17 protein-coding genes and 1 pseudogene are annotated in these 18,858 nt (G+C 62.7%); 16 read left to right on the plus strand and 2 right to left on the minus strand.

Annotation, left to right across the window (positions count from 1 at the left end; all coding sequences use genetic code 11):
- Nucleotides 1-92 precede the first annotated feature (92 nt).
- The 4 genes from SM763_RS17100 to SM763_RS17115 all read left to right on the plus strand — a co-directional run bounded on the left by SM763_RS17100 (nucleotide 93) and on the right by SM763_RS17115 (nucleotide 5,086).
- Complete coding sequence (locus SM763_RS17100; protein ID WP_368999275.1) at nucleotides 93-1,526, plus strand: form I ribulose bisphosphate carboxylase large subunit; 1,434 nt, start codon at nucleotides 93-95, stop codon at nucleotides 1,524-1,526.
- 44 nt (nucleotides 1,527-1,570) lie between these two features.
- On the plus strand, nucleotides 1,571-1,927 hold the full coding sequence (locus tag SM763_RS17105) for a ribulose bisphosphate carboxylase small subunit (protein ID WP_274866456.1): 357 nt from the start codon (nucleotides 1,571-1,573) through the stop codon (nucleotides 1,925-1,927).
- Nucleotides 1,928-2,001: 74 nt separating this feature from the next.
- A complete protein-coding gene (locus SM763_RS17110) occupies nucleotides 2,002-2,805 on the plus strand; it encodes a CbbQ/NirQ/NorQ/GpvN family protein (protein ID WP_368999276.1) in 804 nt (267 codons plus the stop codon).
- Nucleotides 2,771-5,086 (plus strand): nitric oxide reductase activation protein NorD, encoded by a 2,316-nt coding sequence (locus tag SM763_RS17115; RefSeq protein WP_368999277.1) that lies wholly within the window; start codon nucleotides 2,771-2,773, stop codon nucleotides 5,084-5,086. The genes SM763_RS17110 and SM763_RS17115 overlap by 35 nt, the downstream gene beginning before the upstream one ends.
- Before the next feature lie 17 nt (nucleotides 5,087-5,103).
- Here the strand turns inward: SM763_RS17115 and SM763_RS17120 are convergent, their stop codons facing one another.
- Entirely contained in the window at nucleotides 5,104-6,039 is a 936-nt protein-coding gene (locus tag SM763_RS17120) for a LysR substrate-binding domain-containing protein (RefSeq protein WP_368999278.1), read from the minus strand.
- Between the two features lie 90 nt (nucleotides 6,040-6,129).
- On the opposite strand from SM763_RS17120, the gene SM763_RS17125 reads away from it, so the two are divergent.
- The 10 genes and pseudogenes from SM763_RS17125 (at nucleotide 6,130) to gph (ending at nucleotide 16,003) form a co-directional block, all read left to right on the plus strand.
- Complete coding sequence (locus SM763_RS17125) at nucleotides 6,130-7,131, plus strand: class 1 fructose-bisphosphatase (RefSeq protein WP_368999279.1); 1,002 nt, start codon at nucleotides 6,130-6,132, stop codon at nucleotides 7,129-7,131.
- 24 nt (nucleotides 7,132-7,155) lie between these two features.
- Entirely contained in the window at nucleotides 7,156-8,028 is an 873-nt protein-coding gene (locus tag SM763_RS17130; RefSeq protein WP_368999280.1) for a phosphoribulokinase, read from the plus strand.
- A gap of 11 nt (nucleotides 8,029-8,039) precedes the next feature.
- On the plus strand, nucleotides 8,040-10,040 hold the full coding sequence (gene tkt / locus SM763_RS17135) for a transketolase (RefSeq protein WP_368999281.1): 2,001 nt from the start codon (nucleotides 8,040-8,042) through the stop codon (nucleotides 10,038-10,040).
- On the plus strand, nucleotides 10,037-11,038 hold the full coding sequence (gap, locus tag SM763_RS17140) for a type I glyceraldehyde-3-phosphate dehydrogenase (protein WP_065270436.1): 1,002 nt from the start codon (nucleotides 10,037-10,039) through the stop codon (nucleotides 11,036-11,038). Before tkt ends, gap begins: the two co-directional genes overlap by 4 nt.
- Nucleotides 11,038-12,248 (plus strand): annotated as a pseudogene (locus SM763_RS17145) (phosphoglycerate kinase). Before gap ends, SM763_RS17145 begins: the two are co-directional and overlap by 1 nt.
- A gap of 9 nt (nucleotides 12,249-12,257) precedes the next feature.
- The gene (fba, locus tag SM763_RS17150) at nucleotides 12,258-13,313 is read left to right on the plus strand and encodes a class II fructose-bisphosphate aldolase (protein ID WP_368999282.1); all 1,056 of its coding nucleotides are present in this window, start codon (nucleotides 12,258-12,260) and stop codon (nucleotides 13,311-13,313) included.
- Between the two features lie 71 nt (nucleotides 13,314-13,384).
- Entirely contained in the window at nucleotides 13,385-14,068 is a 684-nt protein-coding gene (gene rpe / locus SM763_RS17155; protein ID WP_368999283.1) for a ribulose-phosphate 3-epimerase, read from the plus strand.
- Nucleotides 14,058-14,762: an HAD family hydrolase gene (locus tag SM763_RS17160; RefSeq protein ID WP_368999284.1), complete on the plus strand. Its 705-nt coding sequence runs from the start codon at nucleotides 14,058-14,060 to the stop codon at nucleotides 14,760-14,762. Before rpe ends, SM763_RS17160 begins: the two co-directional genes overlap by 11 nt.
- A gap of 15 nt (nucleotides 14,763-14,777) precedes the next feature.
- On the plus strand, nucleotides 14,778-15,335 hold the full coding sequence (locus SM763_RS17165; RefSeq protein ID WP_368999285.1) for a thioredoxin family protein: 558 nt from the start codon (nucleotides 14,778-14,780) through the stop codon (nucleotides 15,333-15,335).
- Nucleotides 15,332-16,003, plus strand: coding sequence for a phosphoglycolate phosphatase (gene gph / locus SM763_RS17170; protein WP_368999286.1), 672 nt, complete (start codon nucleotides 15,332-15,334; stop codon nucleotides 16,001-16,003). Before SM763_RS17165 ends, gph begins: the two co-directional genes overlap by 4 nt.
- 30 nt (nucleotides 16,004-16,033) lie before the next feature.
- Here gph and SM763_RS17175 read toward each other — a convergent pair whose 3' ends face one another.
- Complete coding sequence (locus SM763_RS17175) at nucleotides 16,034-16,918, minus strand: LysR family transcriptional regulator (protein WP_368999287.1); 885 nt, start codon at nucleotides 16,916-16,918, stop codon at nucleotides 16,034-16,036.
- A 144-nt stretch (nucleotides 16,919-17,062) separates the two neighbouring features.
- Here SM763_RS17175 and SM763_RS17180 point away from each other — a divergent pair, with 144 nt between their 5' ends.
- Together SM763_RS17180 and SM763_RS17185 are read left to right on the plus strand one after the other, a co-directional pair.
- Nucleotides 17,063-17,683 carry a glutathione S-transferase family protein gene (locus SM763_RS17180; protein ID WP_368999288.1) on the plus strand — a complete coding sequence of 207 codons (621 nt, stop codon included), beginning with the start codon at nucleotides 17,063-17,065 and terminating at the stop codon, nucleotides 17,681-17,683.
- Between the two features lie 262 nt (nucleotides 17,684-17,945).
- Nucleotides 17,946-18,548: a hypothetical protein gene (locus SM763_RS17185; RefSeq protein ID WP_368999289.1), complete on the plus strand. Its 603-nt coding sequence runs from the start codon at nucleotides 17,946-17,948 to the stop codon at nucleotides 18,546-18,548.
- Nucleotides 18,549-18,858: the final 310 nt, after the last annotated feature.

The following is an 18,858-nucleotide window of genomic DNA, read 5'->3' on the forward strand; positions in this document are numbered from 1 at the left end:
ACTATTCATTTCACTATATTTACCCTTTGTGGCCTTCTGATCCCAATGAAGTGGCCCGCCCCCGTCGGCGGCCAGGAGGAGGAAACAAGCCCATGAACATGCAAGCCCCAGCCAAGAAATACGATGCCGGCGTCAAGGACTACCGGTCAACCTACTGGGAACCCGCATACACCCCCAAGGACACCGACGTTCTTGCGGTCTTCAAGGTGATCCCGCAGGACGGTGTGCCGCGCGAAGAGGCCGCCGCAGCCGTGGCCGCCGAAAGCTCGACCGGCACCTGGACCACGGTCTGGACCGACCTTCTGACAGATCTCGACCATTACAAAGGGCGCGCCTACCGGATCGAGGACGTGCCGGGACAGGACGAAGCCTTTTATGCCTTCATCGCCTATCCGGCAGATCTGTTCGAGGAAGGTTCGGTCGTCAATGTCTTTACCTCCATCGTCGGCAATGTCTTCGGCTTCAAGGCCGTGCGCTCCTTGCGCCTGGAAGATGTGCGCTTCCCGATCTGGTTCGTGAAAACCTGCTTTGGCCCGCCGCATGGCATCCAGGTCGAGCGCGACAAGATGGACAAATACGGTCGTCCGCTCCTGGGCTGCACCATCAAGCCGAAACTGGGTCTGTCGGCCAAGAACTATGGCCGTGCCGTTTACGAAGTGCTGCGCGGTGGTCTCGATTTCTCGAAAGACGACGAGAACGTCCACTCGCAGCCCTTCATGCGCTGGCGCGACCGCTTCCTGTTCTGCCAGGAGGCCATCGACAAGGCGCAGGCCGAAACCGGTGAGCGCAAGGGCCACTACATGAATGTCACCGCCCCCACGGTGGAAGAGATGTTCCAGCGCGCCGAATTTGCCAAGGAAATCGGCACGCCCATCATCATGTCCGACTATCTGACCGTCGGCTGGGCCGCCCATAATTCGCTGTCGAAATGGTGCCGCGACAATGGCATGCTGCTGCATGTCCACCGCGCCATGCACGCGGTGATCGACCGCAACCCCAACCACGGCATCAACTTCCGCGTTCTGACCAAGCTTCTGCGCCTTCTGGGCGGCGATCACCTGCATTCGGGCACCGTCGTCGGCAAGCTCGAAGGCGACCGCAACGCGACCTTGGGCTGGATCAACCTGATGCGCGACAAATTCGTCAAGGAAGACCGCGAGATGGGCGTCTTCTTCGATCAGGACTGGGGCAGCATGCCGGGCGTCTTCCCGGTGGCCTCGGGCGGGATCCACGTCTGGCACATGCCCGCGCTGGTCTCAATCTTCGGCAATGATAGCGTCCTGCAATTTGGCGGCGGCACCCTGGGCCACCCCTGGGGCAATGCGGCAGGTGCTGCGGCCAACCGCGTCGCGCTTGAGGCCTGCGTTCAGGCCCGCAACGAGGGCCGCGAGCTGGAAAAGGAAGGCAAGGACATTCTGATGGCGGCGGCGAAACATTCGCCCGAGCTGAAATCCGCGATGGAGACCTGGAAGGAAATCAAGTTCGAGTTCGACACCGTCGACAAGCTGGACGTGCAGCACCGCTGATCTCTGCTCAGCCCTCGAACATATCACAACAAGGACCAAGACCAATGAGTACCATTCAGGACTACCCCTCCCGCCTGTCGGATCCCGCCTCGCGCAAGATGGAGACCTTCTCTTACCTGCCGGAAATGACCAAGGATCAGATCCGCAAACAGGTGGAATGGATCGTCTCCAACGGCTGGAACCCGGCGATCGAACACACCGAACCCAGCAACGCCACCGGCTATTACTGGTACATGTGGAAGCTGCCGATGTTCGGCGAAACCGACGTGGACGCGATCCTGGCAGAGCTGGACGAATGCCACGCCACCAACCCCAAGCACCACGTGCGCCTGTTGGGATATGACAATTTCACCCAAAGCCAGGGCGCCAACATGGTTGTCTACCGCGGCGAGATGGTCTGATGCCCCTTTGCTGCCCGGCGCTCCCTCGTGCTGGGCAGCACATCCCAAAGCCCGGCCAGCAGGAGGAGCCCGCCATGAAAGACATGCTTGACGACTTCCGCGTCACCGATGCGCCCTTCTGGCGGCAGACCGGCGACGAGGTGGAGCTGTTCACCGCCGCCTGGGATGCCCGCATCCCGGTGATGCTGAAGGGCCCAACCGGCTGCGGCAAGACGCGGTTCGTGGAACATATGGCCTGGAAACTGGGCCGCCCGCTGGTCACCGTCGCCTGCAACGAGGATATGACCGCCTCGGATCTGGTGGGCCGCTATCTCTTGGATGCCGACGGCACCCGCTGGCAGGACGGCCCGCTGACCTTTGCCGCCCGCCACGGTGCGATCTGTTACCTCGACGAGGTGGTGGAGGCCCGCCAGGACACCACCGTCGCCATTCACCCGCTGACCGATGACCGCCGTGTTCTGCCCCTGGAAAAGAAAGGGGAGCTTCTGCAGGCGCATCCCGACTTCCTGATCGTGATCAGCTACAACCCCGGCTACCAGTCCCTGATGAAGGACCTGAAACAGTCGACAAAACAACGCTTTGCGGCGATGAACTTCACCTGGCCCGAAGGCGAGACCGAGGCCGAGATCCTGGCCCATGAGGCAGGCATCGACAGTGAGACCGCCGGCAAGCTGGTCGAGATCGGCGCGCGCTCACGCAATCTCAAGGGGCACGGGCTGGACGAAGGGGTGTCCACCCGGATGCTGATCCACGCCGGTCGTCTGATCAAGGGCGGGATCGCGCCGCGCGCCGCCTGTTCGATGGCGCTGGTCAACTCCATCACCGATGATCCGGATATGCGCGATGCTCTCGATGCCGCTGTCGCAACCTGGTTCTGAGACCCTGCCCGAAGACCGTGCAGAGCTGCTGAACAGCCTGCCGGCTGAGGTTGCCGAAGTCCTGCTGACCGCCCTGCCCGATGCGCGGCGTAAACTGTCGCCCCGCGCGCTCGATACATGGCTGCGCGGCTGTGACGCGCTGATGCAACTGGGCCGGGGGGCGGATCCGGTCGTGGCCTGGATTGAGGCCGCGCCAGCCCTTGCTCGTGATCTGGGCGAGGATGTGCTTGGCGATCTTCTGCCGCTGCTGCTGGGCTTTGCCTCGCGCACCTCGGGCGCGGTGATTGCCCGGCTGCTGGAGACATCTCCGCAGGCGGCGATGCGGCTCGGCGATGCCACGCTTTTCATGGCTTACCTTCGCTTTCTGGAGCATCTTCTGGCCCGCGCGCCGCGTGCCGTGCGCCCCATGCTGGATCACCTTGGCGATCTTCTGGAGGTTCTGACCCTTGGGGGCTTACGCCGCTGGGCCGATTGGGGCGTGGAGGCGCATAGGACCAACTTCAAGGAACTGCTCGCCTATTTCTCGCTTAAGACCGAGGAAAGCCGCGCCGTCATTCAGCGTGAGCGCAAGGGCACCCTGCTGGTCGATGTGCAGCGGCGGCTGATGATGTACCTGCGCGCCCTATGGGGGCGGGATTTCATGCTGACGCCAACGGCGGGCGATTTCGAGGATCGCGCGGGCCTGCGCCCCTACTATGAGGCCTACAGCCTGCACCTGCCCGATGCGCTGGATGATTGGCAGGATCAGGCCGCGCTGGATCTATACCGCGCCCAGGCCGCCCATCTGGCTGCGCATCTCGCCTGTCTGCGCAAACCCATTCAGGGCGAAGGGCTGAACGCCTTACAGACGGCCATGATCGGCCTCATTGAGGATGCCCGTGCAGAGGCCCTTGCCATCGCCCGCCTGCCCCGGCTGCGCGATCTTTGGGCACCGTTTCATCAGGACACCGCCCCCGGCATCGCCGGAGAATTCGACCGCATCGCCCGCGCGCTATTGTTGCCGGATCAGGCCCCGGCTAGCGATCTTGCCGCCTGGGTACAGGGCGAATTCGCGCTGTTTGACTTGGCAGATGCGGAGGCTGCCCGCAATCTGGGCCTGCGCCTTGCCGAACGCCTGCGCGGCCAGCCCTATTCTGCATATACCGATCATCCCTCCTGCCCCTACCGCTGTGACAACCGGCTCTTGTGGGAGTTCGAGGAGCTGGAGTTCGACACGGAATTCGCCCCGCCGCCACAGGTGCGCAAATACGTCTCGGTCAGCGAAATGGTAAACGAGGTGGAGGTCGAAACCGCAGGCGAGGACGCACAGGAAATCTGGGTGCAATCGGCGGAAATCTTTGATGACGACGGTCAAAGCTTCAACGAGAAGGAAGGCCGGGAGCCGCTGGCGCCGCCGGTGATGTATGATGAGTTCGACCACACGATCCAGATGATGCGCCCCGCCTGGGCCACGGTGCTGGAACGGCGCCCGCGTCTGGGCGACCCGACCGGTGCGGAGGCGATCCTCGCCGAACATCGCCCGGTGATGGAACGGCTGAAGCACCGGCTGGACGCGATGCGCCCGCAAGGCATGCAGCGCATACGCAAGCTGGAGGATGGCGATGTGATCGAGATCGGTGCCGCCATCACCGCCGCCATCGACATCCGCATGGGCCGCCAGCCCGACCCGCGTGTGATGATGCGCCAGGTGCACAAGACGCGCGACACCGCCGTAATGGTGCTGCTCGACCTATCTGAATCGACGAACGACCCGGTGGGTGATGGCTCCACCGTGATGGATCTGACCAAATCGGCCTGTGTGCTGTTGTCAGAGGCGATCAACCGGGTCGGTGATGCCTTTGCCATCCATGGCTTTTGCTCGGACGGGCGCGCGCAGGTCTACTATGAACGGTTCAAGGATTTCGACCAGCCGTGGGAGGATCTGGCAACCGCGCGCCTGATGGGTGCCGAAGGGCGGCTCTCGACCCGCATGGGAACGGCGATGCGCCACGCGACGGCGCAGATGAAGCGGGTGAAGGCCACGCGCAAGCTGATGCTGGTGCTGACCGATGGCGCGCCCGCAGATATCGACGTGCGCGATCCGCAATACCTGCGCGCCGACACCCGCCGCGCGGTGGAGGAAGCCACGCAAAGCGGCATCACCCCCTTCTGCCTCACGCTGGACCCCGGCGCCGATGCCTATGTGCAGCGGATCTTTGGCCCGCGTGGCGCGATGATCCTGGACCGGGTGGAACGCCTGCCGGAACGCCTGCCGCAGCTTTATGCGGCGCTGACCCGCTGAGATCACGGCACCGAACGCTACAAGTCGAACTTTGGCAGGTAAACGCCTGACAAGGCGTCGATTTCCTGCGCGCACATTTCCGTCGCCGGAGACACATGATCTGCCTCTGCGGCGCCGGTGATCAGATACCAATGCCGCATCACCGGCAGATCCCGCCCGCGCAAGAGCGCCAGCCGCCCCGATGTGACCTCGTCATGCACGGTGTGCAGCGACAGGAACGCAATTCCCAGCCCTGCCAGAACCGCCTGCTTGATCGTCTCGTTCGAGGGCATCACCACCTTGTTGGGACTATGCCCCTCCGCCAGCCGTTCAATGAACCGCTCCATCAAGATCCGGGTGCCTGACCCTTCCTCGCGGCTGAGGAAGGTTTCCTGCAGCAGCCGGTCCGGATCATATCCGTCTTCCTGCGCCAGTGGATGATCCGGCGGCAGCACGATGCCATGCGGGTGCGGCCCCAGCGGGATCGCCCGGTGGATCACCCCGCGCGGTGGCCGCCCCATGATTGCCAGGTCATAGTCCCCCCGGTTCAGCGCCTGCATCACATCGGATCGGTTGGCCACCCGCAGCGAGATTTCCACGTCAGGGATTCGGTCCTGCAACAGCCGCACCAGACGGGGCACGAAATACTTCGCCGTAGATACCGTTCCCAGCACCACATGGCCGCGCCGCCCCTGGGTCAGAGCGGTGATCTGCCGCTCTGCATGCGACAAATTCGCTTCGATCCGCTGCGCGGCGGCCAGCATCTCCTGCCCCGCCAGAGTGGGTTGAAACCCCGAACCATCGCTAGCCTTCTGTAGCAATGCCTCTCCAACTGCGCCTTCCAGGTTCTTGATTTGGCTGTGAATTGTCGGCGGCGTCTGATGCAAAATATCAGCCGCCATGGTCAGGGAGCCTGTGTCCGCCACCGCCAGAAGCGCGCGCAATTGTTTGAGAGTGATGGCGTCGAACCGCAAATTCGAAAACTCCTAATCGTTATTTCTATTTTTTAAATTCCTTAAAAAATCATTTTTTGCAAGCTTTGTCGCGTCAGGGAGGACAACCACATGAAAACTCTTGATCAGGTGCCCCAGGGGGCCGAGCCTGCGCTTGTTGCAGAACTGGACCGGCTGGCCGGTGTTGCTGCCGAGCTTGCCCAGCGCATTGCGCGCGGCGGCATCGACGAAAACCTTGCCGGAGCGGCGGGCACCAACACCGATGGCGATGCGCAAAAAGCGCTGGATGTGATCGCCGATGAGGCCTTCATGGCCGCCCTGCGCGAAGGCGATGTCCGCCACTACGCCTCGGAAGAGCAGGACACGGTCGTCACCATGAACCCCAAGGGGCAATTTGCCGTGGCCATCGATCCGCTGGATGGCTCCTCAAACATCGACACAAATGTGTCCATCGGAACCATCTTTGGCATCTATCCGGCTGCGGACACGCCCGAGGCGTCGTTTCTGCGACCCGGCCGGGATCTTCTGGCCTCAGGATATGCGATCTTCGGGCCGCAATGCGCGCTGATTGTCACCCTGGGCGACGGGGTGCTGAAATACGTGCTGGATCCGCAGAGCGGCACTTTCCGTCTGCTGGGACAAGTCGCCGAGATCGCGCCGGATTCCAACGAATACGCCATCAACACCTCGAACTACCGCCACTGGAGCAAACCGATCCGCGCCTATATCGACGACCGCGTGGCAGGGACCGAAGGGCCGACCGGCGCCGATTCCAACATGCGCTGGATTGCCTCTTTGGTGGCCGAGACCCACCGTATCCTGACCCGTGGCGGTATCTTTCTGTACCCCGCTGATGGTCGGCAGGGCTATGGCCAGGGACGGCTGCGCTATGTCTACGAATGCGCGCCCATCGCCTTTCTGATCGAACAGGCAGGCGGACGGGCCACCGACGGGCAGGACCCGATCCTGGATGCGGTCCCCGATACACTGCACATGCGTACCCCCTTTGTCTTCGGCTCGTCCAACAAGGTGGCACGGGTCGCCACCTATCACGACCTGCCGGACGAGGAGACATCCGCTCTCTTTGGCTTGCGCGGACTGTTCCGCGCCTGATCCCCACACCTTCAGGACATCGACATGAGCACCAAACACCCGATCATCAGTGTCACGGGGTCTTCCGGCGCGGGCACCTCGACCGTGAAAAAGACCTTCGACCAGATTTTCCGCCGTGAAGGCATTACGTCCGTTTCGATCGAAGGCGACGCCTTTCATCGCTACAACCGCGCCGATATGCGGGCCGAGCTGGAACGCCGACAGGCCGACGGCGATCACACGTTTTCGCATTTCTCCCATGACGCCAATGAGCTCGGGGAGCTGGAGCGGGTCTTTCGCGAATACAGCCAGACTGGCAAAGGTCGCACCCGCACCTATGTGCACGACGCCGAAGAGGCCAAGCGGACCGGCGTCCCCCCGGGGGAATTCACCGCCTGGGCACCCTTCCCCGATGATTCCGACCTCCTGTTCTACGAAGGGCTGCACGGATCGGTGGTGAACGACGATGTGAACCTTGCCGCGCTGGCTGATCTCAAGATCGGCGTGGTGCCGGTGATCAATCTCGAATGGATCCAGAAGATCCACCGCGACCGGGAATCGCGCGGTTATTCCACCGAGGCGGTGACCGAGACCATCTTGCGCCGGATGCAGGCCTATGTGCATTGCATCTGCCCGCAGTTTTCCGAAACCGACATAAATTTCCAGCGCGTGCCGGTGGTGGATACCTCCAACCCCTTTGTGGCGCGCTGGATCCCCACCCCGGACGAAAGCCTGGTGGTGATCCGGTTCAAGAACCCGCGCGGCATCGATTTCCCCTATCTGATGTCCATGATCGAGGGCAGCTGGATGACCCGCGCCAACAGCCTGGTGATCCCCGGCGGCAAAATGGATCTGGCGATGCAGCTGATCTTTACGCCGATGGTGATCCGCCTCGTCCGCGAAGCCAAACGTACCTGAGGAGACTTCTCATGAATGTTCAAACCCCGGTGAAAGCCGATGAAACCCTGATGGCCAATGCCATCCGCGCGCTGACCATGGATGCGGTGCAGGCTGCGAACTCCGGTCATCCCGGTGCGCCGATGGGTCTGGCGGATGTGGCAACGGTACTGTTCAACCGCTTCATCAGGATTGACCCAAGCAGCCCCGACTGGCCCGACCGCGACCGTTTCGTGATGAGTGCGGGACATGGCTCCATGCTGGTCTATGCGATCCACCACCTGCTCGGCTACACGGATATGGACGCCGATCAGCTGCGCAACTTCCGCCAGATGGGCGCGCGCACGGCGGGGCATCCCGAATACGGCCATGCCGCAGGGATCGAGACCACGACCGGCCCCCTGGGCCAGGGGATCTCGACTGCCGTCGGCATGGCCTTGGCAGAACGCATGATGCAGGCGCGGTTCGGGGACGATCTGGTCGATCACTACACCTATGTTCTGGCTGGCGATGGCTGCCTGATGGAAGGCATCAGCCACGAGGCCATCGATCTGGCCGGACACCTTGGCCTGTCGCGGCTGATCGTCTTTTGGGACGACAACCGGATCACCATCGATGGGCCCACGGATCTGTCGACCTCGATGAACCAGAAACAGCGGTTCGAGGCGGCAGGCTGGCACGTGCAGGCCGTGGATGGCCACGCACCCGAGGCGATCGCCGCCGCGATTGCTGCCGCCCGCGCCGATGACCGCCCGTCGATGATTGCCTGCCGCACGGTTATCGGCAAAGGCGCGCCCAATATGGGTGGCAGCCACAAGGTGCACGGCGCCCCCTTGGGCGCCGAGGAGATCGCAGCCACCCGTGACGCCCTTGACTGGCCCCATGCGCCGTTTGTTATCCCCGATGGTGTGCGCAACGCCTGGGAAGACGTGGCAAAACGCGGCGCCAAGACCCGGAAAGACTGGCAGGCACGCAAGGAAAACTCACCAAAGGCAGCGGAGTTCGACGCGGCCATGGCCCCGCCGGATGCAGAGGCGCTACACGCCGCGATCACCGCCTACAAGGCCCGCCTCAGCGCCGATGCGCAAAAGGTCGCGACCCGCAAGGCCTCCGAAATGGCGCTGGAGGTGGTCAATGCCACCCTGCCCAACAGCGTGGGCGGCTCGGCGGACCTCACGGGATCGAACAACACCCGCAGCAGCGCCATGCGCCCGGTGACGGCACAAGATTCCAGCGGCGATTACATCCATTACGGCATCCGCGAACACGCCATGGCCGCCGCGATGAACGGCATCGCCCTGCACGGCGGGTTCAGAACCTATGGCGGTACTTTCCTCGCCTTTGCCGATTACTGCCGCCCCGCCATGCGGCTCTCGGCCCTGATGGGGGTGCCCGTCACATACGTGATGACCCATGATTCCATCGGCCTTGGCGAGGATGGCCCCACGCATCAGCCGGTGGAAACCATCGCCTCGCTGCGCGCGATGCCCAACATGAACGTGATCCGCCCCGCCGATGCGGTGGAAACCGCCGAGGCCTGGGAAATGGCGGCCACTTCGGACACCACCCCCACGGTCCTGTGCCTGTCGCGCCAAGGCCTGCCCACCCTGCGCCGCAACCACAGCGCCGAGAACCTGACGGCGCGCGGCGCCTATGTGCTGCGCGGCGGCGGCGCGCGGGACGTGACCCTGATTGCCACCGGATCGGAAGTGGAAATCGCCATGGAAGCCGCCGACCTGCTGGAGGCGGACGGAATCCGGGCCGCCGTGGTCTCTGCCCCCTGTTTCGAGGCTTTCGCGGCCCAATCCCCGGACTACCGCGCGGCCGTGCGCGGCAGCGCCCCCCGTATCGGTGTCGAGGCTGCCATTCGCCAGGGCTGGGAGCTGTTCCTGGAACGCAGCGACGGCTTTGTCGGGATGCGCGGCTTTGGCGCCTCCGCCCCCGCCGAGGAGCTTTACCGCCACTTCAACATTACCGCCGGGGCCGTCGCCGCCGCGGCCCGCCGCCACATCGAGAAAAGGACGAAGGCATGACCACGAAAGTCGCCATCAACGGCTTTGGACGCATCGGACGCTGCACCCTGGCCCATATCATCGAAAGCGGTCGCAACGACATCGAGGTGGTGAAAATCAACGCCACCGGCCCGATCGAGACCAACGCGCATCTTCTGCGCTATGACAGCGTGCACGGGCGATTTCCACATCCGGTTGCGGTCAATGACGACACGCTGGATCTGGGCCGTGGCCCGATCAAGGTCTTCTCCACCTACAATCCCGAGGAACTCGACTGGGACGGCGTGGACGTGGTGCTGGAGTGTTCGGGTGTGTTCAATTCCAAGGAGCAATCCTCGGTCCACCTGAAACAGGGCGCGCGCAAGGTACTGATATCGGCCCCTGCCAAGAACGCCGACCGCACCGTGGTTTACGGCGTCAATCACCGCGATTTGCGCAGCGATGAGTTGGTGGTTTCCAACGGCTCTTGCACCACCAACTGCCTTGCACCGCTGGCCAAGGTTCTGAATGACGCCATCGGCATCGACAGCGGCATCGTCACCACGGTGCATTCCTACACAGGCGATCAACCCACCCTGGATCGGCGCCACAAGGATCTCTATCGCGCCCGTGCGGCCTCGATGTCGATGATCCCCACCTCCACAGGTGCGGCCAAGGCCATTGGGGAGGTTCTGCCGGAACTCTCGGGCCGTCTGGATGGATCCGCCATTCGGGTGCCCACCCCGAATGTGTCTGCCGTCGATCTCACTTTCATGGCGGGTCGCGATGTGACCGAGGACGAGGTGAACGCCATCATGGCCGAAGCCGCAGCAGGAAACATGCAGCAGATCATCAGCTACGAGACCGAGCCGAAGGTCTCGATCGATTACAACCACGACAGCCATTCCTGCAATTTCGCCGCCGACCAGACCAAGGTTCTGGGCGCGCGTCTGGTGCGGGTGATGGCCTGGTATGACAACGAATGGGGCTTTTCCTGCCGCATGGCGGATACGGCCAATGCCATGGGGAGACTTCAGTGATGGACCTGCCGCAGATTGACACATCCTCGGTCAAGGGCCGCCGCATCCTTGTGCGCGCCGACCTCAACGTGCCGATGAATGAGGACGGCACGGTCAGCGATGACACCCGCATTCGCCGCTTTGCCGATGGGATGAAGCCCCTGCTGGCCGCAGGCGCGCGGCTGGTGATCCTGACCCACTTTGGCCGCCCCGAGCCGGGCGCCGAGGCCGGGCCGCATTCCGTCGAACCGCTGATCCCAGCCCTGGCACAGGCGCTGGGCCGACCGGTCCGCTTCTGCCCGCACCTAATCGGAGAAGAGCCAGTCGCCCGCAGCCGGGGTCTGACGGATGGCACGGTCATGCTCTGCGAGAACCTGCGCCTGGATGCCGGGGAAACCGCCAATGATCTCGCCTTTGCCGCGCAACTGGCCAAGCTTGGCGATATCTACATGAACGATGCCTTCTCCTGTGCGCATCGTGCCCATGCCTCGACCGAAGCCTTGGCGCATCTGCTGCCCGCCGTGGCAGGCCCGCTGATGATCGAAGAGATCGAGGCCCTGTCGGCGGCTCTGGAATGCCCCAAGCGCCCGGCTGTGGCGGTGGTGGGCGGTGCTAAGGTCTCCAGCAAGATCGCAGTGCTGAAAAACCTGGTTCAGAAGGTCGATCACATCATCATCGGCGGCGGCATGGCGAACACGTTTCTTTTCGCCGATGGCGCGCCCATGGGCCGCTCGCTGCACGAGGCCGATCAGATCGACACGGTACGCGAAATCCGCACGCTTGCGCAAAAGGCAGGCTGCACCCTGCATCTGCCCGAGGATTTGGTCGCCGCCTATGATTTTGCTGCCGGGGCAGCCCATGACATCACCGCCGCAGATGCCTGCCCGGCAGGCGCCATGATCCTCGATGCAGGCCCGCGTGCGTTGAAACGGTTCCAGTCGGTGCTGACCTCCTGTAAGACGATCCTGTGGAACGGGCCGCTGGGGGCGTTTGAACTCTCTCCCTTTGACCTTGCGACCCGGCATCTGGCACAGACAGCCGCCGATCTGACCCGGCAAGGGCTGGCTGTTTCTGTCGCAGGTGGCGGGGATACGGTTGCGGCCCTGAACATGGCCGGTGTATCTGGCGATTTCACATATGTCTCCTCCGCCGGGGGGCTTTTCTGGAATGGCTGGAGGGTAAGACGCTCCCCGGCATTGCGGCGCTGCAAGGCGCGGCAGAAGCGGCCTAAGAGGTTTTCATGGCACTTATCACTCTTCGTCAACTGCTCGATCATGCCGCCGAACACGGCTACGGCGTGCCCGCCTTCAACATCAACAACATGGAGCAGGGTCTGGCGATCCTGAAGGCCGCCGCGAAATGCGACAGCCCGGTGATCCTGCAGGCCAGCCGCGGCGCGCGCTCTTATGCGGGCGACATCATGCTGCGCCACATGATCCAGGCGCTGGTGGAAATGTACCCCCATATCCCGATCTGCATGCATCAGGACCATGGCAACAACGAACAGACCTGCCTGTCGGCGATCCGCCACGGCTTCACTAGCGTGATGATGGATGGCTCGCTTGAGGCGGACATGAAGACGCCGGCATCTTACGACTACAACGTCGATATCACCGAGCGCGTGTCGCGCATGGCCCATTGGGTCGGTGCCTCGGTCGAAGGCGAGCTGGGCGTGCTTGGATCGCTGGAAACCGGTGAAGCGGGTGAAGAGGACGGATCAGGTGCGGTTGGCAAACTCAGCCAGGAACAGCTTCTGACCGATCCCGATCAGGCCAAGGATTTCGTGGCGAAAACCCAAGTGGATGCGCTTGCCATCGCCTGCGGCACCAGCCACGGCGCCTATAAGTTCAGCCGCAAGCCCACCGGCGATATCCTGGCGATCAGCCAGATCGAGGCGATCCACGCCAAGATCCCCAATGTCCACCTGGTGATGCACGGATCGTCTTCGGTGCCGCAGTACCTGCAAGACCTGATCAACGAATACGGCGGCGAGATGCCCCAGACCTATGGCGTGCCGGTCGAAGAGATCGAGCGCGGCATCAAGTCGGGCGTGCGCAAGGTCAATATCGACACGGATAACCGCATGGCCATCACCGGCCAGTTCCGTAAGGTCGCGCAGGAAAAACCGACCGAGTTCGACCCGCGCAAGTTCACCATCCCCGCGATGGAAGAGATGGAAAAACTCTGCCTTGACCGTTTTGAACGCTTCGGCACCGCAGGCAATGCCGCGAAGATCACGCCGATCGATCTGGATGAGATGGCAAAACGCTACAGCAGCGGCGCGCTGGCGGTCTGATCCCGCCGAGACGCAGCACATTCGGGGGGCGTTCGCGCCCCCTGCCCCTCCCCGATATGACGAGGCTCCCGATGTCCTTTGACCGCAGCGTGAAGATCGCGCCCTCCATCCTCTCTGCCGATTTCGCCAACTTCGGCCAGGAGATTCAGGCAATCGAGGCCGAAGGCGCAGACTGGGTGCATGTTGACGTGATGGATGGTCACTTCGTCCCCAACCTCACCTTTGGCCCGATGGCCGTCAAAGCCTTCCGCCCGCATGTGAAAACCGTGATGGACGTACACCTGATGATCGCGCCGGTCGATCCCTATATCGAGGCCTATGCCGATGCGGGCGCTGACGTTCTGACCGCCCATATCGAAGCAGGTCCGCATATTCACCGCACCCTGCAGGCCATTCGCGCGTCGGGCATGAAGGCAGGCGTCGCCCTCAATCCCGGCACCCCGGCCGAGGCGGTGGCGCATCTTCTTGACCTCACCGATCTGATCTGCGTGATGACGGTGAACCCCGGTTTTGGCGGGCAGAAGTTCATCGACATGACGGGTAAGATCACGGCCCTGCGCCAGATGATCGGCGACCGCCCCGTGCATATCGAGATCGACGGCGGCGTTGATCCCACCACCGCGCCCAAGGTGCGCGCCGCGGGCGCCGATGTGCTGGTGGCGGGATCCGCCGTCTTCAAGGGCGGCACGGTCGACAACCCGGGCGTTTACGGCACCAACATCCGCGCCATCCGCGAAGCGGCCAATGCCGCTTGAGGCGTTGATCTTCGACGTGGATGGCACCCTTGCGGAAACCGAGGAGCTGCACCGGCGCGCCTTCAACGAGACATTCGCCAAAGAAGGCCTCGACTGGCACTGGAGCCAAGACGACTACCGCCGCCTGCTCCAGACCACCGGCGGCAAGGAACGCATAGCCCACCACATGCGTAACCTGAGCCTTGCGTCCGACGCTATCGACATTGCCGCATTGCACAGGGCCAAGACGGAGCGCTATGTGCGCCTGATGAGCGACGGCGGTTTGAATCTGCGCCCTGGCATTGCCGCGCTGATCACAGAGGCAAAGGATGCAGGGCTGACCACGGCCATTGCCACCACCACCAGCCGCCCCAATGTCGATGCCCTTTGCCATGCCTGTTTCGGCGCGCCTGCCGACAGTATTTTCCTTGTCATTGCCTGCGGCGACGAGGTCGCTGCCAAGAAACCCGCCCCGGATGTCTATGAGCTGGCCTTGAAACGTCTGGACATCGCCCCGGAAAACGCCCTGGCGTTTGAGGACAGCAGCAACGGTTTGCGCAGCGCCGACGCCGCCGGGCTGGCCTGTATCGTCACCCCCTCGATCTACTCAGGCGGCGATGATTTCTCCGGCGCCGAATGCGTGGTCCCGGATGTCACTCACATCGGCGGCACTGAGGCGCTCGCACCCCTTCTGCCCACGCCGCAAACCGTCTGACAAAAGGATCAAAATATGGCCGTCTCCCCTCCCGTTTGCGATTTCGGCTGGCGCGCGCCGGATTTCCGCCTGCCCGCCACCGATGGCAAGACCTACAGCCTTACGGATATCGCAGGCCCCAAGGGCACGCTGGTGATGTTCATCTGCAATCACTGCCCCTATGTGATCGCGGTTCTGGACCGGATCGAGCGCGACGCGCGCGACCTTCAGGCACTGGGCATCGGTGTCGCGGCAATCTGCGCCAACGATCCCGTCACCTATCCGCAGGACAGTTTCGCAAACATGGCCGCGCTGGCCCGTGACCGAGCCTTTCCCTTTCCCTATCTGCATGACACAGATCAAAGCGTCGCTCGCAGCTGGAATGCCGCCTGCACACCGGATTTCTTTGGCTTCAACGCCGCAGGCGCGCTGCAGTACCGGGGCCGCCTCGATGCATCGGGGCGCAATCTGGCGCCGGAAGGCGCCCGGCGCGAATTGTTTGAGGCCATGCGACAGATCGCAGACACCGGCCAGGGCCAGGCGGATCAAGTGCCGTCGATGGGCTGTTCGATCAAATGGAAGGATCCCGCATGAGCCGCGCAATCGTTTTCGACCTTGACGGAACGCTGGTGGACAGTGCCGCCGACATCCACGCCGCCGTGACCCAAATGCTGACAGAGTTTGGCAAGCCGCCGCTGACGCTGGCGCGGGTGACCAGCTTTATCGGCAATGGCATACCGAACCTTGTCCGGCTGGTCATGCGCGACAGCAGCATCCCCGAAGCCGATGAGAACCTAGCCATCACCCGGATGATGGCGTATTACGCAGCGCATCCCGCCGACCTGTCGCAGCCCTACCCGGGCGTGACCGACTGCCTTACGCGCCTGCAGGAGGCTGGCATTCGCCTTGGCGTCTGTACCAACAAATTCCGGGCCCCGGCCCTGCAGATCCTCGAAGCGCTGGATCTGATGCAATATTTCGACATCGTCGTAGGCGGCGATACTCTGCCCGTCCGAAAACCCGACCCGGCCCCTTTGCACCACGCCTTTGAAACCCTGGGCGGGACCTCGCGGATGTATGTGGGCGACAGCGAGGTCGATGCCGAAACGGCGCAACGGACGGGCATCGACTTTGCCCTTTTCACGCAGGGATACCGGAAAACCCCGGTGGATCAGCTGGTCACGGCCTGCTCCTTCGACGCCTTCCCGCATCTGCCCGCTATCGCAGACCGCGTCATGACGGTCAAAGCCGGGTCGGTCTGACCTGCCCCGCCGCCGCGCCCGGCAGGTGCTTCACCCGCCAAATGCCCCGGCCAGATGATCGATCAGCGCCCTGATGCGCGTGGTCAGATGCCTGTTGGGCGGGTAGACCGCATAAAGCGGCATATTCACCGTGCCCCGATCCGCAAAAAGCTCCTTCAGCTCGCCGCTCTCCAGAAATGGGCGTGCCGCGTATTCCGGGACCCGGCCAATGCCCCGCCCCAGCGCTGCCATATTGACCACCGCGCGGGGGGAATTCGCCCTGAAATCCCCGGTGACCGTGACAGCAACCTGCCGACGCCCCTGGCTGAAGGTCCAGACCTCGGGCTGCGACGAGGCCGTCATCAACAGGCAATTGTGGGTCGACAGCGCGTGGGGTTCCTTTGGCTCGCCATGGGCCGCCAGATAGGTGGGCGATGCGGCCACGACCACCGGCATGTCGGTCAGCTTGCGCGCCACCAGCGAGGAATCCTTCAGCGTGCCGAACCGCACCGCAAGATCGACGCCTTCCTCAAGGATCGAAATATGCTGGTCAGAGAGCACAAGTTCGATCCGCACATCCGGATGCTCGGTTTGGAACGGCTGTAGCGCCTGCACCAATTCGCGGCTACCAAGCCCGGTCGGGGCCGTGATGCGGATCGGACCGACAAGCTGCTGCTGGCGCTGCTGCACCACGTCCTCCAGCTCTTCGAACTGATCAAGCAAGGCGATGCAGCGTTCCAGATAGGCCTGTCCGGTGTCGGTTAGAGTGACGCTGCGCGTGGTCCGGTGCAGCAATTGCGCGTCCAGTCTTTCCTCAAGCCGGGCCACATATTTGCTGGCCAGTTTGGTGCTGATTCCCACCTGCCGGGCACCCGCGGTAAAAGAGCGTTGCGCCGCCACGGCAGCAAAGGTGCGCATACAATCCAGCGTGTCCATTCTATAGAGTTCCTTGCATATTTTTTGTCGTCAATTCGTACATTATACTTCGTCAAATTCACCGGTTATCCTCACAATATGGCGAGTTCACCTTTGCCTTGTCCATAAGCCGCACAGGCATCAGACAAAGGAAGGAAACCCCAAATGTCCAATTCAATCCGTATTCACGGCTTCCCGCTCTCCGGCCACTCCCACCGGGTAGAACTGCTTGCGAACCTCGCCGGCATCGCACATGAGGTCATCACCGTTGACCTCGCTGCAGGCGCCCACAAGGAAGAGCCGTTCCTGTCGCTGAACCCCGCCGGTCAGGTGCCGGTAATCGAAGACGGTGACACCGTGATCGCTGACTCCAACGCCATCCTGGTCTACTTGGCGCGCAAATACGCACCGTCCTTCCTGCCCACCGATCCGGTGCTGGAAGCCGAGGTGCAGAAATTCCTCAGCCTGGCAGCTGGCGAAATCGCCTTTGGCCCGGCAGCAGCCCGCCTGATCAACGTCTTCAACGCACCCTTTGACGCAGAGTTCTGCGCGGCAACCGCCGCTGCCGTCTTTGGCAAGATCGAAGCGCATATGGAAGGCCGTGAATTCCTGGTTGGCACCGAGCCGACCATCGCAGACATCGCCATCTACTCCTACAGCGCGCATGCACCCGAAGGTGGCATCTCGCTGGAGGCCTACCCGAACCTGCGTCGCCTGCTGGCCAATGTCGAAGGTCTGAAAGGCTTCAAAGCCATGCCCGTGACCAAGGTCGGCCTCGCAGCCTGATTGGTTTGGCCGTGGCGTCTTTTTCGGCGTGGCGCCACGCCCCCCTCCATATGTCCGCCCCACTATCGGGGCATGTCTTGTAGGCAAACCGACATCTACGTCACCCAAATTGGCTGCTCCGTGGTGGTCCATTGGCCGATATCCAGACGCAAGGGTACCGCTCAACAACTCAGTTACCGCTCATTTCCGAACCGGTCGAAGGTCGCTTGAAGGTCCGGCAACCTTCCCTATAACGCGCGGCATGTCAGCAAAGATCTTTTCAATGGAGCCGCGAGAAGGCGGCGGCGCCCGGTTTGTGCTCAACTACAAACACATCGGTCGCAGCGGCATTCAGCGAATTTCCTGTGATCTGACACAGACCGACCTTCTGCAAATGGTGCTATTCGCCGAAGCGCTCAACCTGCGCAATCGCCTCGGCCCCCCGGCTGCATCGGATGTAGCAATCGATGGGTTGCAGGTCTCCTTTGTCCCGGCGCAGCGGGAGCTCATTCTTGAGCGGCAAGCTGGCTACTCCCAAAAGACCGCCCGCATGCCGGTTGACGTCTTTCTCTCCGAAATGGCGGGCATGACCGACATTTGCCTTGCCCGCGCCGAGACGTCAAAGAATGGACCTGCCCTGAAGAGCATGCTGGCGGAGTGCAGACCGCCAGCAGAGTTCGAAAGGCTGTTGGGGTTAGACCTAGCTGATCTGGCTATGCACCAGCTGCGGGAGATTGCGCTGCTGATCCTTGCGCAGGACGCCGCCACCCGCGGCTCTGCGCTCGCCCGCAAGCTGCGCGGAAAGAAATCACAGGATCAAGCGCGTGAGGCGGTCATCAGCCTTGTATTGACGCTCGCCGCTGAATGTATGCCCGGCTCGACCTAGATAAGCCACCCCAAGGCGAGCAGCCCGCTCTCGGCTCAGGCGCCGCCCAGCGTTTCTCTGCTCTGCGGTGCCATAACCCCAACGAGTAATACCGCCGCAAACGACCGTCGTATGCCGCGGTTAGGGTGAAAGGTCGATGCACCGCCGGGGTGTACGTCGCGGTGCACAATTGAAACGCCGACATATCCAGAGTAAGCGCCGTCTCAACCCCACATTGCTGCTAATGGCTTCGGCTGCGATGTGATCTCCATCTCATGATGGGGAGTGCGTTTCGCAATGTGCGCTACAAATTCGTTTCTCAAATCTCTGG

The organism is Pseudophaeobacter sp. C1-32P7 (genome assembly GCF_041008775.1).
GTDB lineage: Bacteria > Pseudomonadota > Alphaproteobacteria > Rhodobacterales > Rhodobacteraceae > Phycobacter > Phycobacter gallaeciensis_A.

Coding starts and splice junctions, on each gene's coding strand:
- SM763_RS17175 (WP_368999287.1), bottom strand. CDS start 16,918: ATGGACACGCTGGATTGTATGCGCACCTTTGCTGCCGTGGCGGCGCAA.
- SM763_RS17115 (WP_368999277.1), top strand. CDS start 2,771: ATGCTCTCGATGCCGCTGTCGCAACCTGGTTCTGAGACCCTGCCCGAA.
- gap (WP_065270436.1), top strand. CDS start 10,037: ATGACCACGAAAGTCGCCATCAACGGCTTTGGACGCATCGGACGCTGC.
- SM763_RS17125 (WP_368999279.1), top strand. CDS start 6,130: ATGAAAACTCTTGATCAGGTGCCCCAGGGGGCCGAGCCTGCGCTTGTT.
- SM763_RS17105 (WP_274866456.1), top strand. CDS start 1,571: ATGAGTACCATTCAGGACTACCCCTCCCGCCTGTCGGATCCCGCCTCG.
- SM763_RS17185 (WP_368999289.1), top strand. CDS start 17,946: ATGGAGCCGCGAGAAGGCGGCGGCGCCCGGTTTGTGCTCAACTACAAA.
- fba (WP_368999282.1), top strand. CDS start 12,258: ATGGCACTTATCACTCTTCGTCAACTGCTCGATCATGCCGCCGAACAC.
- tkt (WP_368999281.1), top strand. CDS start 8,040: ATGAATGTTCAAACCCCGGTGAAAGCCGATGAAACCCTGATGGCCAAT.
- SM763_RS17130 (WP_368999280.1), top strand. CDS start 7,156: ATGAGCACCAAACACCCGATCATCAGTGTCACGGGGTCTTCCGGCGCG.
- gph (WP_368999286.1), top strand. CDS start 15,332: ATGAGCCGCGCAATCGTTTTCGACCTTGACGGAACGCTGGTGGACAGT.
- SM763_RS17180 (WP_368999288.1), top strand. CDS start 17,063: ATGTCCAATTCAATCCGTATTCACGGCTTCCCGCTCTCCGGCCACTCC.
- SM763_RS17110 (WP_368999276.1), top strand. CDS start 2,002: ATGAAAGACATGCTTGACGACTTCCGCGTCACCGATGCGCCCTTCTGG.
- SM763_RS17100 (WP_368999275.1), top strand. CDS start 93: ATGAACATGCAAGCCCCAGCCAAGAAATACGATGCCGGCGTCAAGGAC.
- SM763_RS17160 (WP_368999284.1), top strand. CDS start 14,058: ATGCCGCTTGAGGCGTTGATCTTCGACGTGGATGGCACCCTTGCGGAA.
- rpe (WP_368999283.1), top strand. CDS start 13,385: ATGTCCTTTGACCGCAGCGTGAAGATCGCGCCCTCCATCCTCTCTGCC.
- SM763_RS17165 (WP_368999285.1), top strand. CDS start 14,778: ATGGCCGTCTCCCCTCCCGTTTGCGATTTCGGCTGGCGCGCGCCGGAT.